A 16,557-nucleotide genomic window follows, 5' to 3' on the forward strand; every position below is an offset into this window, starting at 1 on the left:
CGTTTATGCGAGATAAACGAATCATCTTTACTTTACGTCAAATTTGCTAAAACTTTCTCAAAGTAAGCCGATAAGTAAAGCATGGAATGTTCTGGGTTTTCGTTCTATTTTTTCGTCCTTTCGGCATTGCTCTCTTTGCTAGGTCCTCAGAGGGCTTCAGCTTCTCCACCGACATTTTCTTATCAAGGTCGCATTTTAAAATCTGACGGCGCTCCCCTTCAATATAACAACGTATCCTTTGAATTTCGTATCACCAGTCCCGATGGATCTTGCATCCTTTATCGCGAACAAAAAAATGGCGTTGATATGACCAACTCCAAAGGGATCTTTGACACACCGATTGGCGCTGGCACTAAACTTTTTCCGGCCGATCCTCTTTTTACTTTGATTGACGCTTTTGAAAACTCAGGAACTTTGAACTGTGAAGGTGGCGCGACTTACAATCCCATTAATACCGATGGCCGCCTTTTAAGAGTGCAATTCCATGACGGCGGAGGATGGAAATCTATTTCGCCGGATAATATCATTCGTTCGGTTCCATTTTCTTCTTACGCCGCCAAAGCCGCTACGTCCAAACGCTTGGGAACGAAAACGGAAACGGATTTTGTTTTAAAAAGTGCGATTCCTGTTTGCGGCACCGGTTACGTTTTAACTTCAACAACCTCCGGCGTTTTAACATGCGCGCTAGACGGCGGAACTCAACTTGCTGACGGTGCAGTCACCCCAAACAAACTTGAAACCGTCTCGGGCCTCACCGCGGGAAGTTATGGTAACTCATCCACGGTTCCGGTGATCACTGTTGATACCAAAGGACGTATCACCGCAATTTCCACAAACACAGTCACAGGCTTGCCTGTGGCCAGTGGTGTTAGCGGAAAATTTCTAAAATCAAATGGCACTGCGTGGTCAGGCCAGGATATTTTATTTAGCGATATTAAAAATTCCTCCGGGACATCGGCTTTCAATGTGGCTGCTTGCGGAGCGAATCAAACTGTCGCTTGGGCTTCTTTGACAGACTCATTTACGTGTCAGAGTATCGGGTCATTAGATGCTTCGGCTATTTCATCCGGAACGCTCAATGTCGCCCGTCTTCCCTCCTCTCTCACCAATGGCGCATGGAACGGCGATGGTACCAATGTCTATCGCACCACGGGCCGAGTCGGTGTCGGAACAAACACTCCGTCACAAGAATTAGATGTCGTCGGTAAAGTGAACGCCACCGAGTTTTGTATTGCCGGATCTTGTATTAGTTCTTGGCCTTCGGGCGGAGGTGGTACGGTCACAAATATCGCGACTGGCACGGGCTTAACCGGCGGACCGATCACGGCCACCGGAACCATCTCAATTGCCAATGGCGGTGTCGGCACAACTCAGATCGCCGATGGTGCGGTCACTCAAAACAAACTTGAAACCGTGACGGGACTTACTGCAGGTGCTTATGGCAGTGCGACGGCTGTTCCTTCAATTACCGTTGATGCCAAGGGTCGCGTGACGGCTATTTCTACAAATTCGATCACAGGTTTACCCGCGGCCAGTGGTGTGAGCGGGACATTCTTAAAATCAAACGGCACGACGTGGTCAGGGCAAAATATTTTATTTAGTGATATCAAAAATTCTGTCGGTGGGTCAGCCTTTAATGTGGGTTCTTGTGCTGCGAACCAAACTGTCGCTTGGTCTTCACTCACGGATTCATTCACTTGCCAAAACATTGGGTCCTTAGATGCTTCAGCCATCACCGCGGGAACTTTAGATATCGCCCGTCTTCCATCGGCTGTGACCGACGGGATGTGGGGAGCTTCCACCGGAAACGTCTATCGTTCCACGGGCAACGTGGGAATCGGCACCTCGTCGCCGGCCTTAAAATTAAGTGTTAATGGTGAAGTGCAATTAAGCTCCACCGGTGCAGTTTGTAATAGCACTAACGCCGGCGCTTTGCAGTACGCTTCGGGAACTCTGCAGCTGTGTAACGGAACAAATTGGACCTCACTCAGTGGCGCGCCTGCGGGTTTAGTGAGTGCTTTTTCAGTGAACACCTGCCCTGCGGGATGGCTTGAAGCCAACGGCGCGACTGTGTCTCGCACGACGTACTCGGCTTTGTTTTCTGCAGTCGGAACGACTTTTGGTGCCGGTGATGGATCCACCACGTTCCAACTGCCCGATCTGCGCGGCGAATTTATTCGTGGTTGGGATCATGGACGTGGTGTCGACAGTGGTCGCACATTTGGTTCATGGCAAGTCGGAAGTTACTTTATCCAACGTGACGCTAATAATGCTGGGAACGGCATTCAGCCTGAATTTTCTGACGATGCTTTCGGCAGCAATGCCAGCTGGGATGGTGGTGGTGGACGTGTGAGCGCACCGTACACCATTCCCGGAACTTCGATTACAATTGCGGCCCGTGCGGCCACCGCGTTATCAACCCAAGGAGCTACTGTTGCCACCAACAATCTTCTGGTGATGAGAGGCGCGCGTCCCCGTAATATCTCGCTGATCTATTGTGTTAGCACCGCCACAAATACTTCAAGCACGGTGGCAAGTACGGGAACCGGAACCACAAATTACATTCCGAAGTGGACTAGCACCACAGGACTTGGCAACAGCATTTTATTTGATGCCGGAACAGGTATCGGGATTGGCACGACCACTCCCTCTCAAGCTCTAGATGTTGCGGGTAAAGTGAATGCCACAGAGTATTGCATCGCCGGATCTTGTATCAACTCTTGGCCATCCGGTGGCGGCAGTGGCACGGTCACAAATATTGCAACCGGCACAGGCTTAACCGGCGGACCTATCACGGCCACGGGAACTATTGCAATTGCCAATGGGGGTGTGGGCACGACCCAACTTGCAGATGGCGCCGTCACTCAAAGCAAACTTGAAACAGTAAGTGGTCTTACCGCAGGTGCTTATGGAAGTGCGACGGCTATTCCGTCAATCACAGTTGATACCAAAGGTCGCGTCACCGCCATTTCAACAAACACCATCACAGGGCTGCCTTCTGCGGGTACGAGTGGTAAATTTTTAAAATCCAATGGCACCACTTGGTCCGGCCAAGATATTTTATTTAGTGATATCAAAAATTCTGTCGGCGGCTCCGCCTTTAACGTGGCTTCTTGTGCCGCAAACCAAACTGTCGCTTGGTCGTCGCTGACGGATTCATTCACTTGCCAAAACATTGGGTCTTTAGATGCGTCTGCCATCACCGCAGGAACTTTGGATGTAGCTCGCCTCCCCGCTGCGGTGACCGACGGTCTGTGGAGCAGCACTAGCGGAAATGCGTATCGTTCTACGGGCAACGTGGGCGTGGGCACGACAAGTCCCGTCCAGCTTATGCAACTGCATAAATCAACGGCGGCGTCGTCATTAACGGCTTACACAAACTCGAGCACGGGGGCTACTTTGTCCGATGGTTCCGTGGTGGGTATTGATGCCACAGGAAATATGTGGCTTTGGAATCAAGAAAATTTACCGGTCTTGTTTGGAACCAATAATGGCGAGCGCATGCGTATTGCCGCTAATGGCAATGTTGGGATTGGCACAACCTCCCCATCTGCAAAACTTGAGATCGGCGGAACACCCGGCACGGATGGTATTAGATTTCCGGATGGAACATTGCAAACGACGGCGGCCTCGACGATTGGGGTTAATAACACCTTTGTCAGCAACTGGCCGGATGTGATTTATTGTAATGACGGCAGCGAATATTCAATTCTTCACATAGACACGAAAGAATCTGCAGCCACCCGAGTATGGTATACCAAGGCCGCTGGCGGAGGCGCTCACTACATCCGCTTTAATTCGAGCAACGGTGCTTTCGTGGATACGACCTCCTTCACGGGTTATTCTGCTTGTAACAACAAAAGCATTTCTACCCTTACCAGCGAAGGGCGAACTCATAATATCGCTAAAGGCCCAGCGGCTCAGTGGCTGCAATCCGGTAACGATGCTTATTACAATGCAGGCAAAGTGGGTATCGGGACATCCTCTCCGACGGCTCCTTTGACTCTGGCCACCGCCTCAGCGGTGAACGGACCGCTTGCTTATTTCTCGACTCCGAATACGGCCGGCAACTGGAGTTACGTGCAAGTCGATCGTGGCACTTACAAAAGCACTTTCGGTATTGATCCAAACGGCAATGCCCATGTTTTTGCGGGCCCGGGGCAAGCAACGACCTTCTGGGCTAACGGAACTCAGCACGCCATCTTAAACACCTCAGGAAATTTCGGTGTGGGAACTGGAAGTCCGCAAGGACGTTTTGATTCAAATATCACGGATGGTGTTTGGGCGTACGCGGTCAGTCGTTCCGGAACTATGCTTGGGGGATTGCACGGAAACTCAGGCGTTCTGAACTTAACTGCTCTCGCTGGCAACCCTTTAACTCTGCAAGGAAATGGCGGAAAAGTCGGCATCGGCATGACCAACCCAAGCCAAGCCCTCGAGGTGAACGGAAGAATTAAAACAGCCTCGTCAGCCACGGACTGTGTCGGCGGCTGGGACTGCACGGCCTATTTCTGGGATATGTCGGTAGCTTCTATTTATTATTCAGGCCTTACGCAAAGATCGGATCGCCGACTTAAAGAAAATATCACACCGCTAAAAGACGAATATTTAGATCGCTTAGAATACTTGAACCCAGTGACTTACACTTGGAAAGATCCAAAAAATGGACATGGTACTAAGTTTGGTCTTATCGCTCAAGAAGTTGAAAGCGTATGGCCTGAAATCGTATCCACGGCCGATGATGAAATGAAAACAAAGTCTGTCGATTACACTCAATTGATTTCGCCACTTTTACGACAAGCGCAAGAATCTAGAAAATTTAATCGCGAAGTGCAATCCGTGATCGAATCTTTAGAACAAAGCAACCGCGACAAAGACAAAGAAATCGCAGAGCTTAAAGCGCGTCTAGAAAAAATCGAAAAAGCCCTTGGCAAATAGTTCAACCCTAAGAGTCCCATAAGATCAGACTCCCATACATTCGTATATTATTTGTAAACTCTTAAGCATGCGAAAAACGTCCCGATAAGATCCTTTGGAACTTTTGGAAAGGTTTTTTTATGAAACTAAGACTGGCATGCTTAGTATTATTACTTCCGCTTCTCAACGGCTGCTCAGGCTGCAGCAGTTTTGAACTTCTTAATACCTCCTCCTCTTCATCCGGCGGCAACACCACCTCACCAACCCCTTCCACGTTTGTTCCTGAAATCGACACTCTTTCATTGAATTACTTAAAAACCATTCAAGATCAATACACCAGCTCGACGTCTTCGTTTTACGTTTTTAAAGATTCTCTGTCCCCCGCAAATCATTTCAATCTTGGCGCCACCTATAATGGCAATGGCGGAAGTATTAGCTATGACGATAAGTCCTGCACTTCAACGCAAAGCTACACTGGCGATTCTTGCATCAAATTCACCTATTCTGCGACGGGGGCCATTGGTGATGGCGGTTATGCGGGATGGGATTTGCTTAACGGAGCTTTTCCTAACGGAGCCGGAAGTCCCCAAATCAACTACGGCACCATTGCTAACGCCGGGTGGAATTTAACGGGTGCGACGTCTTTAACTTTTTGGGCCAAGGGACAAAGTGGCGGTGAAAAAGTAAAATTTTATGCGCTGGGTGCCGGCTATAGCGTTGAGGCCAATCCCGACTCAAATCCCGAAGTTCATGTGATCGGGGCTGACGGCAGTGGCTTCATCACGCTGACCACGACATGGACCCAATATACGATGGATCTTAGTGCAGCGAACCTTTCTTATGTTTTGCGCGGCTTTGGTGCTGTCACAAGTTCCGCAGATTTAAATTCCACCAATGGTGTTTTTTACGTCGATGAAATTAAATTTAACGGCATCACCAATTCCCAAAGCCTTGGCTTTTTACAAAGTTACGAATCCCCCGCTTACACCAATCCCGACGGATACTGGCGACAATCGGCGTATTCATATGACAACGCCTTAGCATTAATTGCTTTTGTCGGAGCCGAAGAATATGTGCGCGCAAAAAAGATCGCCGATTCTTTTTTATATGCCTTAAGTAAAGATCCCACTTTCACGGATGGACGCGTTCGCAATGCCTATACCGCCGGGGATTTAAAAATGGCCCCCGGCTGGGAAAATACGGGAGTCAGTCAAGCAGTGCAAATGCCTTTGATTTACGATTCAGGAACCGGATTGGTGAATTCAGATTCATACAGTTACGGAACTGCGACCGGAAACGTGGCCTGGGCGTTGTTAGGAATTTTATCCTATTACGAAAATTACGGAAAAAACCAAGCCGGTGCGAGTAATTATCTCACCGCCGCAAGAAGCATGGCTGATTGGATTCACAATGAAATGACGGACTCTCGAGGGGCCGGCGGATTTAAAGGGGGCTATGCAGGTTTTGACGGCGCACAAACAACCGATGATTGGAAATCGGTGGAACACAACTTAGATATTTATGCCGCCTTCCAACGATTGTGTTCAATAACGGGAGTAAACACTTATTGCACCGATGCGGCAAAAGCCAAAACGTTTATTCTTTCTATGTGGAATGCTTCGTCGGGATGTTTTTGGCCCGGAACTGGGACAGATGGCGTGACCACCAATACCGCGGCCTATGCTCTGGATGTGCAGGCCTGGTCGGTTTTGGCCCTTAAAGACAGTAATTACTATCAGGCTCTTAACTGCGCTGATACGAAAATGAAAACATCCTCGGGAGCTTACTCTTTTGACGATGGCAACAGTCTTGGACACGATTGGTATGAGGGCACCGCGCAAATGCTTTCAGCCAATATTCTGGTCGCGAAAGCTTCAGAAGCCCAACGCATTTCGAATGTCTTAAAATCCGTCCGCAGAGTCGATGGAGCCATCGTCGCCACCCAGAGCACGCACTTTTCGACTTCTTTTGGAAACGGCTATTACAACCGAGCCCACGTCGGAGCCACCGCGTGGTATCTCATTGCCCAGATGGGGATCAATCCTTTTTGGCATGGGCATCAACCATGATTATAGGCTATAAACATTCGGCAATTCCTGTCATGACGTACCGAGTTCGACAGAAAGCCCCTCCGTTTATCCCGCTAAATCCCTAAGGAATTCACTTTAACGAAATTTTCTCTGGCATCATCCCTGCAATGCTAATCGAAAAAGGGAGAAGCTAGTGAAAAATGTTTTAGCGATTATTTTAGTATCCATGATGGTGACTTCTACCATGGCTGCGGCGTCTCAAAATGAGACATCACTTTATTCCCCTCTAGCTTCAAGTCTCCTCAGCTCTGCTTCTGCAGAGTCGCTCACCTATTGGAATGAACAAAACTTAAGAGCAAATTCCAGCTGCTTACTGAGCATTGTGCGATCAAAAATGAATAGCACCAAGGCTTCAGCTTTGCCCGAGTTAAAATTTTCAAGCTCAACTTCATTGGAAGAATTTCAGGCCGCCATTGAACAATGGTGGGGCTTTCGCCCCGAAAAGTTTGTCAATGTTTACAACGCTAATACGAACACTTTGTATTTAAATAATAATAAAGCTTCTTACAAAAATTCACGCACCCCGGTGGATTCTTTGGTGCATGAGCTGGTCCATTTTGTCCAAAGCAAAGACTTCAACGCGTCTCACGAAGACGGTGAATATTTAGAAGATCAAGCGGTTCAAGTGCAAACCTGGTTTCGAGATAACTATGGTTTACACATCCAAAACGAAGACTATCAAGGTCCTTGTAAATAGCGATGGAGAATCAGATGAAAAAATCATGGGTCCTAGCATTCTTATTGGGAACAACTTTGGCCTCATCGCTGGCCATAGCTGCGCCGCTAGCTAAAAAAACTCAAGTGTGCTCAGTAACTATCAATTCATCTGATGAAATTGAAGTCTTTAAAAAAAATCTTAATCCCGCCACCCACGATTTTATCGAACTGACGACGTTACAGGAAAAAGACAGTGATGAAACTGAGGCGAATGCCAATTGGTTTCCTCTTGCCTGTAAGAAAAAGGTTCAGTGCGATATTTTACTTATCTCCGGACATTTTGGGGGCTCTTTCTTTGGCAGCTCCGGGCTAAATCTTCCCGTGGAAGAACTTGAAAAAAAATCTTGCGATACGAGCTGTGATGGCGTTTTGCAGGCACCAAAGGAAGTCTTTCTTTTTGGATGTAATACTTTAGCAGGAAAAAACGCGGATCGCCGCACACCTGAAGAGTATCGCCGTGTCCTTATTGCTGATGGATTTTCCACCGAAGAAGCCGAACAGGTTGTGTCTTTCCGCTATTCTCCATTAGGAAATAGTTTTGGGGAGCGCATGCGACGTATTTTCCGTGGTGCTCCTCGCATCTATGGATTTGATTCCATCGCGCCATCGGGAAAAAATGTGCGCGGTCTTTTAGATAATTACTTTAAAAAAGTTCCAAAACAATATTACACCCCGGCCCATTTGAACAAAATCTCAAGTGATCGTAACGATATCCTGGCCCAAGCGCTAAAAGTGACGGCCCTTACCCAAGTCGCGGGTGCCAGCGAGCTGAAACGTGAACAGATTCCTGCGTGTTTTCTTAATAACGAAAACGTCGGTTTTTATAAAAAACTTCACTGGGTGAAGTCGGCCCTGAATTCAGATCAAAGCTTTCAGTCCCTGCCAGCCATCAATGAGTGGTTGATCAGTCTGACGGATCAAAATTATCAATGGCGCGACAAGGAATTCGAAGTCCTAGAGCAGGTCATGGCCAACACCACCTTGCGCGATCGCCTGGCGGCCATCATCAAAACCAAAGACACTTCCATGCTAGGAATGCAGCTAAAAATTCTTAGCTTTATGAAATTTTTTGGCTGGGTGTATGCCAAAGATTACTCAACAAAGCTGCAAAATCTTCTTTTAGGAGACATCAATCAAGATTATACGATCGAACATAAGGATCAAGTGTGTTCGTACGCGGAAAATCTGGGGATTAAAATAGACATGACGTCCGATATGATCCCTGCAGCGCGCTGGCAAGATCCAGAATTCTTGGACGTTTTAGCCTGCACTTCTATGTATCGCCCGGATGTCTTTAGAAAAGCCATGACACAATATTTAGAGTTGCCACAGAATTCCCCAGTGGGCGCATCCAGTCTGAACTTGATGCTCTCCTATAAGGTTCCGACAGCAGATCAGGCAGATATCTTCAAAACTCTGGTGGGAACTGGGACTTCCCCTATCTCTGAAAAAGCCAAAGGTTACCTATGCTCTTACAGAGTCGAGGGAAAAATGACTTTAGCTTTACCGGAAATCCCACCGGCCCTTTTAAACGACAAAAACTATCTGGACTCAGCGCCTTGTTTTATCAAATTCAATCAACGCATTTTTGAGCAGCTTTTTACCGAGTACACTCAAGCCATCAGAAACAAAAATAAAGATCGCCAGACGCTGATGTTTGACGTCCTGCGCGACTATTCATCGAAGTCTTCAGATATTTCTAATAATACGGCTCAGCTCATGTTAAATGCAGCAGACAGTTCAGATGCCAAAATTTCTCAAGATATGGAATGGCTCATGATATACTACTTCGAAAATACTTCTTCAAAGTTTTCGCCGTCTATTGTTCAGCAGATCGCAAAAAAGGCTTTGAAAAAGTTTGATCAGCTTCAGTATCAAGAGAGCTATGAAACAAACCTTGTACAAATCATGATGAATCAAAATAAAGAATATGGATGTTCTGTATTAAAAGAAAAGGCCCTTCAGGAAATCCCCAAAAACATCGCCGTTGCGGCACAAACTCTGAACTTCGCTGTCGATCATTGTCGCGAGAGTTTCAATGACGACACTTTGGCCACGTTTTTATCAACCTTAGCAAAGAAAAAGTCGACAGTACTGCGAGCCGGAAATCTTAAGAATTTAACAACCGCCATCAGTTTAAACTCCAACTATAACGGTCCGAATGAATATATCAGAATCCGTGACTGGAAGGAGCTATTGGCTCTGACAAGCCTTCTTGCGGAATCTTTTGAAAAAGGCGGCGAAGTTTTAGAACCAGAGGATATGCTTAAAGTCACCGACATGACCGTGGTTCGTCCACAAATTATCGAACAAGCTCTAAAAGGAAATGCGTCCGCTTTTGGTTTGATTAAGACTTTTTCCATCCAGGATGCCCGACTTAAAGAAGCGCTGGTCGCACAGATAAAGAAATCAACATTAAAACATGCTGATGATTCTGGTAAACTCTCCGTCCTAATGACTTTAGATTCGTCCGCGGGCACAAAATTGCTTATGGAGCTATCGTTAAAGGATTCTAAATCAGCGCAAGAAATTTCTTGGATCAGTGTGGATCACAAAACATTTTGGCAACACCTTAAAGCCACCTTAGGCCGTGCGGATCTTAATGACAACGCGAAGGCGGAATATCTTAAAGCCGTCACCAAATTTTATATTGATGGCGCGGTGAAGGCCTCCATCCAAGAGGTCGATAAGCTGCTTAAAACTCAACAGCCGCGTGCGGTTCAACAGTTATTAAAAGCGTTAAAGGAACAATTAACGGAACGCGCGGCTGATGAAGAAATAATTTAGGATGCGACCGTACTGAGCAGGCATATAAACACGGAGCCCGCAAGTGGGCTCCGAAGATAGAAGAGAACTAAAAATTTCATATCTATTTAAATCCTAAAGGTGCTTCCACAGGATATTCATAAGGCTTCAAATCATCAAAATTATGATTATTGAGTCCTTCATCCCACGGAAGATGCGGTCCTTTCGGAATACCACTATCACCCAGCTCGCTACGAGCTTTTCGGATCGCCGCCACCGCTTTATCTTTTCTTTCTAAGAACTCTTTACGTTCTTGAACGGTCAAATCTTTGGTGACCATTTTCCATTCGGCCAAAGAAGTCTTTTCTAACTTTTCCGCAGCGTGTTTTGTAAGACCCAGACCACCGAAGTTGGCGACTTCATATTTTTGCTCATTTTTTAAATGGCGAAGTTGTTCTTCCAATTTCTTTAACTTAGAACCTTGAAACACTCCTTGAGATTTTGCAATCTCCGCATTTGTTTCAGCAATCTGCTTATCAAGTGAGGCCTTTCTTTCTAGGATCATGTTCACGCGATCCGGGAAATTCGGGCCCTCGTATCTTCTTTCCTTGCTAAAGGATAGTCTATGGCCAAAGGCAATCGGTCGACCTTCATGGTAAAAGAAATTATCAACATCACGCCCGGGGTTCATAGTCAGATAATCTTGAAGAAGCAAAAAGTCTGGATTGTTAAAGTTACCCCAAGTCGGAGCACTTCGTGTGTTTTCAACAAAAAACTGAATAGATCCATCTTGATCTCCCAATTTCTTTTTTACCGTGAGCGGAACCTGGTTTAAGCCTAAGTGCTTATTGACGTTATAAGTTGCCACTTCACGAGACGCTCGGCCTTTTATATTGGGCTTCCAAATCCCTTGCATGCCATTATCTAAAGTCACTAGCTGCGCTCCACCGGGCGAAACTTCTTTGGCACTGCTAGGGATGATTTTTGCTTTGCTAAAATCGGCAATCAGTTTTTGCTCAATCTTATCAGCAGCCGCCACCTTCCCTCGCTCGCGCAGTCGCCACGCGGCGACTTGAGGATTCGGAACTGAAGCGGTCACAATTTTTTTAGGCCCAATAGAAGTCACTGCCGCGACTTCAGAGACTTCGCCTGCTTTTCTTGCTTTCAATGCAAGACTGGCCCATTTACTACCTTTGATGACCACACCTGGTGCGGCAGCAATGATCGTGGGATCGACAATACTCGCCACAGCGTAACACGCCATATGCGCATAACCAGCCGAATTATAACAGGCATATTTCACGCCCAACTCTTTCATTTTGGCTTCGGCCATGGCCTTTAAAGCTGATGCTGAAAAGTCAAAGCCTCGTCCATCGCTTTTTGGCATTTGATAGCCCGCTTTTTCAATTTCTTCGCGGTAAGACTTATCTTGAAGTGCTAAGGCGCGAACCTTGTCGCGTTTTCTTGCCAGATCCCCGGCATAAACGTCTTCCAGTTGCTTAGTATCGACACACGGATATTGAATGCTGCCGTCTTTGTTTTTACATGAAAAGAAAGCTTCTTTAGCCAGGTTGCGTTTACATTCCATATCCGCATCACAAGCCTCGATGGCTTTAGCACTGTAAGTAAGAAGATCTAAAATTTCGGTCCAATTTTCAATACCCGCTTCTTTACAAGCTTGCATCCACGTGACCTTTTCAGCTTCTGGTTTGCTGCAGTCCTTGGCATATTTAAGGTCGTCAGGATTTTCCTTAAACCAGGCCTGGCATTCCTGGGTCATCTTCTGCGCATCACAACCAAACTCTGCAATTTCTTGGATCGCCGATTTTTTGGATGAGGTTAGACAATTAAGACAGATACCGCCTTCAGATTCTGTGGCATTCGCCGTAAAGCCCTGAAGAGCCAAAGTACCAAAAACAAAAATGATTTTAAGTAGAGATTGTTTCATGCCCCTGTATCGGCAAGAGACTTCCTCACCTTAATGACAGGTAACCGGACACCCGCTAAAAACGCTTCAATGTTTATAAACGGTAAACAATTAGCAAGCCCTAGGTAGGGCGCCACGCGATCGGTGACGCCCTCTAAATGACTATTTTGCCAGGCAAGAAATCTTAACGGACTGGGATCTGTAAGATTTTGCTTCTAGCTCGCATTGAAGAAGAACTGAAGAAAAACGAGCCGTATTTGAACGATATTCGTTATTTTCGTCAAAGTTCGTTGATTGCCCTTCGAGATAAGGAATGACCACTAAAAAAGCACGACTTTCGAAGCTATCCACGGGATGGCCATTGATGACCTGGTCTGTCTGCACAACCTGGATGGCGTCTAAAGACGTGACTTGCATATTTTCTAGCGCTTTTTGGATCGTACTTCCCTTGATGTGGCTTTGCTTAACGACGTAGGTCTTCACTGACTCTGCTCTTAATCTTTCGATCGCATCTATACTGTTTTCAGAGGAACCAATCTGCCCCGGACCAGCAAAAACAACGCTTGCCGTTAACATCGCGACAGCCATCACAAGACATTTTGTTTGATTTAGGATTTTCATAAAATCTCCATTCTTATCAGATTAATGAAGTCTGTCTCACCTTGGTGGAAACTTCCTTTACTATGGAAGCGATCATTGCAACCCTTAGTCCGTCTAAAAACTGATTAGGAAACCTCTGGCCAGAGATATTCTGTTTAAGTTATCGTCATAATCTCTCTTTTTGGGGCCTCGTGCAGCGGGAGCTGCACACGAGAACTCTTTGACCTCTTTATTTTCTAGTGTTGGAATTCTTTTGAAAAGGACTATGACATGAAAGAATCCACCCTAAAAGTGCCTGTGGTCTTTGACTATCTTGATGTGCTTGCCTATTTAAAGGCTTATTACAGCTTCCGCAAAAAAAACCAAAAGCAGTTTTCTTATCAAACGTGGAGCACGGAGCTTAATTTTAAGAGTCGATCTTTTTTGCGAATGATCGTAACTGGCAAAAAGAAAGTCACTCCAAAGCTGGCAGAAAGTATCGCGCAAAATAATTTCCAAACCAAAGCCGAGAAGGACTATTTTCATTACTTAGTAAAGCACTCTCAAAGCGCTTCTGCCCGTGAACGGGATCTGTATGCCCAGAAAATGATTGAACTCATCCGCAAACAAACACGTTCGGAAGTGATCAAAGATTCCGATGACTTTATCTCGCATCCTATTTTACCGCGAATGTTGTCTTTATTTAGCTATAAAGACTTTGAACCTACCGCCACCAATTTCGCCAGAGTTTTGAATATAAATATAGCCGACACGCTGGTAGCCCTGGAACTCTTGCAACGCATGGGCCTTGCCAAAAATGAGGGGGATCGCTGGCTCTCTCACGTGGTGACCTTCAAAGTTCCCGACAACTTCGGCAGCTTTAATCTCACAAAATTTCATGAAAAAAGCCTGGCCGAAGCAATGAAGGCTTTCGAACTTCCGACGGAAGTTCGCCGTTATAAGAGTCTTCTTTTACCGATGGATACCGAGGGACTTAAAAAATATTTTGAGCTTTTAGATAATTTTTCTGCTGAACAAATGTCCCGTTTTAACTCCGCGACCTGCCAGGGTAAAAGAGTTTTCCAAGCGAACTTTAATATTTATCCGGTGACGGAGACTCTATAAACATAATCAGATGTAGTCCCCGCCCTGGAGCAAGGCCCTCATGGGCCTTGCTTTATTAGTCACCAATCTGAACGTCATCGACCAGTTCGGCAAATTTAGAACCGTTCGGCAGATTTTTAATGCATACGTATACTTGATAAAGTGCGGAGCCGTGATAGCTTGGCTTGTTGGCATAAGCTGTCACAAGAACCGGGCAAGACGCCGAGGTCTCATTTAAATATTTATAGCCCCAGATATCATCAGGGGTCATATCGAAGCGATCATCACCCTGCCCTTGCGAGTAGATTTTGATAACTTCTTCTTGAACTAAAATCTGATCTTGGGATGAAACTTGAGCTTGGGCGATATTCACTAAAAATATCAATCCTAAAAAAGCGGAGACGAATTTCATATTTTTTCCTTTGCGTTAATGGAATGGCGTCAATCTAAACAACTCCATTTCAAAAATCGAGTCAGGATTCGGTCTAAGGAATAAAACAATCGTAACAGGGAAATAAATTCAGCTTAACGTCTGAAACTTAGACGTTTAATTCTTATAAACAGTTTTCATTAAAAAAATCTGTCTTCATCCTTAATCGAGATGATCGCGCGAAACCCCCGTACAGAGGCCATCGCCCCCACCAGAGTGCGAAGCGCGCCAATATTTTTTCCTTTAGATCCGAGCAATCGGCCAAAATGTTGTTGTTGCGCAATATCCACAAGGTACAGCGTGGTTTTTTCGCCCAACTTGATTTCGACAGAATATCCTTCGGAAGCACCAATGACCAATCCAATACTTCGCTCTAACGCCTCTCGAATTTCTTCGCGCACTTTCGACAGATCTTCGGAGACACTGGGCGATTTAACAATTCGAACGACTTTGACGGCGGACTCACTCATTACGACCTCTCACTTATTTTTAAGCTTGCTGAATAGTTGGCGTAAAATACACAAAAGAAAATGGCCCTGATCTTCATAGTGATTATTTTTTATAAACGTAAAGCTCGGTCGGCTGCCGACCAAAGAAATCACGAAAATCTTTATTCGTCGTCATTGAATTCCGAAGAATATTATCGAACGGAGCGCTGTTTATGAAAAATCACGTTTTGGGACTCTTAGCTTCAGTCCTTATTTACTGCGGCTTGGGATTTTTATCGGGCTGTAACTCGGGTTACTCTTCGTTTTTAAAGGGATCCATCGCTGAACTAACACCAACACCACCTCCGTCGGAAGAAGAAGAACTCCCCTCTGTCACTTACGCCAAACTTCCTCGTTTCGGGGTTGTCACCAGAGATTTTCGCGGAAACAATACATCCACTCCCATCACCCCTGAACAAAATCTGCAAATGCTCCACGATATTGGAGCCCAAATGGTTCGTCTCGACGTCGCATGGGCCGTTGTTGAAAAAAGCGTGGGCGTTTATGATTTCTCAAACTTAGACCGCTCCTTTTTACCTATGCGAGCTAAAGGCCTTAAGCTGATGCTAATCTTAGACTATGGCCATCCTACTCACACAGGTGCGTGGAACGCTCCTCCAAAAACAGCCGCGCAATTAGCAAAATGGTCGGCCTATGTGACCGCTGTGGCAGAGCACTATCATGGTGACGACATCATGTACGAAGTTTGGAATGAACCCAATTTATCAGGATATTGGGGAGGTTCCCCCAGCGCTGCGGAATACGTCGCCGTCTTAGATGCCGCCACGGCCGCAATTCGCGCCGTGCGCCCGGAGGCTTACATCATCACCGGGGGCCTTTCGCCCGCAGGTGAAGAAAATGCCCCCAACAGACCAGAAACTCTTCTGACCGTTAAAAACAGAATTAAAATTTTATAAATACAAATACTCGGAAGTATTCTTAGAGAGCTTGACGACTTGATGGCTCCTTATAACAAAATGAACTGTGGTGAGCTTGTAGCACAATACGACCGCGCCCAATTTCAACGAAAAGAGACTTGCAAGCAGATCATCGAAGCTCAAAAAGTGCAAATCCGTAACATTTCTGCCGGAAAATACTCAAGCATCTCAGAGGCCAATCGCAAGCTAGATGCTTTGTACAACCGTTATGATCGCGAATGTAAGTAAATAAAAAAGCTAAGGGGGCGGCGCCACCGCTCCCACCTTAAAGGCCGGGACTAGTTTTCGTGGTTTAACTGGTCTTTGCGTCCAATGTATTGGCATAATAGACCTATCCACCCAAAGTAGGTCAAATGAATGTAGATTGGGACTCTTGGCTTAAGCTCCTGTCCGTCAAAGGACATATTTACGTTGAAATTTTCGCTCATGATCATCGTTATTACTTTTTTAAATTAGAACGAAACGCCGCCATCACGAACGGCGCCGATCTATTAAAGATGATCGCGGATTATTATCCCCAAGCCAAGCCATCAAGCAGTCCCACCCGTGGCATCAACCCCACGCTGGTACTAAAAGAATCAGATCTTTTTATTTTCCGCCGCTCTGCGAGTTAAAGTAAAAA

12 protein-coding genes are annotated in these 16,557 nt (G+C 46.0%); 8 read left to right on the plus strand and 4 right to left on the minus strand.

Features of this window, described 5'->3' with window-relative positions; all coding sequences use genetic code 11:
• Positions 1-81: 81 nt before the first annotated feature.
• The 4 genes from AZI86_RS11355 to AZI86_RS11370 all read left to right on the plus strand — a co-directional run bounded on the left by AZI86_RS11355 (position 82) and on the right by AZI86_RS11370 (position 10,511).
• Entirely contained in the window at positions 82-4,938 is a 4,857-nt protein-coding gene (locus tag AZI86_RS11355; protein WP_061835306.1) for a tail fiber protein, read from the plus strand.
• Between the two features lie 119 nt (positions 4,939-5,057).
• Positions 5,058-6,986, plus strand: a complete 1,929-nt coding sequence (locus AZI86_RS11360) for a hypothetical protein (RefSeq protein ID WP_061835307.1) — start codon at positions 5,058-5,060, stop codon at positions 6,984-6,986.
• A gap of 154 nt (positions 6,987-7,140) precedes the next feature.
• Positions 7,141-7,704, plus strand: coding sequence for a hypothetical protein (locus tag AZI86_RS11365; RefSeq protein WP_061835308.1), 564 nt, complete (start codon positions 7,141-7,143; stop codon positions 7,702-7,704).
• Positions 7,705-7,718: 14 nt separating this feature from the next.
• Positions 7,719-10,511: a hypothetical protein gene (locus AZI86_RS11370; protein ID WP_061835309.1), complete on the plus strand. Its 2,793-nt coding sequence runs from the start codon at positions 7,719-7,721 to the stop codon at positions 10,509-10,511.
• An 82-nt stretch (positions 10,512-10,593) separates the two neighbouring features.
• Here the strand turns inward: AZI86_RS11370 and AZI86_RS11375 are convergent, their stop codons facing one another.
• Both AZI86_RS11375 and AZI86_RS11380 read right to left on the minus strand, forming a co-directional pair.
• Positions 10,594-12,417, minus strand: a complete 1,824-nt coding sequence (locus tag AZI86_RS11375; RefSeq protein WP_061835310.1) for a hypothetical protein — start codon at positions 12,415-12,417, stop codon at positions 10,594-10,596.
• A 141-nt stretch (positions 12,418-12,558) separates the two neighbouring features.
• Entirely contained in the window at positions 12,559-13,017 is a 459-nt protein-coding gene (locus AZI86_RS11380; protein WP_061835311.1) for a hypothetical protein, read from the minus strand.
• A gap of 249 nt (positions 13,018-13,266) precedes the next feature.
• On the opposite strand from AZI86_RS11380, the gene AZI86_RS11385 reads away from it, so the two are divergent.
• Positions 13,267-14,100: a TIGR02147 family protein gene (locus tag AZI86_RS11385; RefSeq protein ID WP_061835312.1), complete on the plus strand. Its 834-nt coding sequence runs from the start codon at positions 13,267-13,269 to the stop codon at positions 14,098-14,100.
• A 55-nt stretch (positions 14,101-14,155) separates the two neighbouring features.
• Here AZI86_RS11385 and AZI86_RS11390 read toward each other — a convergent pair whose 3' ends face one another.
• Positions 14,156-14,491, minus strand: a complete 336-nt coding sequence (locus AZI86_RS11390; RefSeq protein ID WP_061835313.1) for a hypothetical protein — start codon at positions 14,489-14,491, stop codon at positions 14,156-14,158.
• A gap of 158 nt (positions 14,492-14,649) precedes the next feature.
• On the minus strand, positions 14,650-14,979 hold the full coding sequence (locus AZI86_RS11395; protein ID WP_061835314.1) for a KH domain-containing protein: 330 nt from the start codon (positions 14,977-14,979) through the stop codon (positions 14,650-14,652).
• 191 nt (positions 14,980-15,170) lie between these two features.
• On the opposite strand from AZI86_RS11395, the gene AZI86_RS11400 reads away from it, so the two are divergent.
• From AZI86_RS11400 to AZI86_RS11410, 3 genes are all read left to right on the plus strand, one after another.
• Positions 15,171-15,914: a cellulase family glycosylhydrolase gene (locus AZI86_RS11400; protein ID WP_061835315.1), complete on the plus strand. Its 744-nt coding sequence runs from the start codon at positions 15,171-15,173 to the stop codon at positions 15,912-15,914.
• Between the two features lie 42 nt (positions 15,915-15,956).
• The gene (locus AZI86_RS19325; protein WP_061835316.1) at positions 15,957-16,163 is read left to right on the plus strand and encodes a hypothetical protein; all 207 of its coding nucleotides are present in this window, start codon (positions 15,957-15,959) and stop codon (positions 16,161-16,163) included.
• Positions 16,164-16,288: 125 nt separating this feature from the next.
• Positions 16,289-16,549 carry a hypothetical protein gene (locus AZI86_RS11410; protein ID WP_061835317.1) on the plus strand — a complete coding sequence of 87 codons (261 nt, stop codon included), beginning with the start codon at positions 16,289-16,291 and terminating at the stop codon, positions 16,547-16,549.
• Positions 16,550-16,557 lie beyond the last annotated feature (8 nt).

Source organism: Bdellovibrio bacteriovorus (assembly GCF_001592735.1).
Taxonomy (GTDB): Bacteria; Bdellovibrionota; Bdellovibrionia; order Bdellovibrionales; family Bdellovibrionaceae; genus Bdellovibrio; species Bdellovibrio bacteriovorus_D.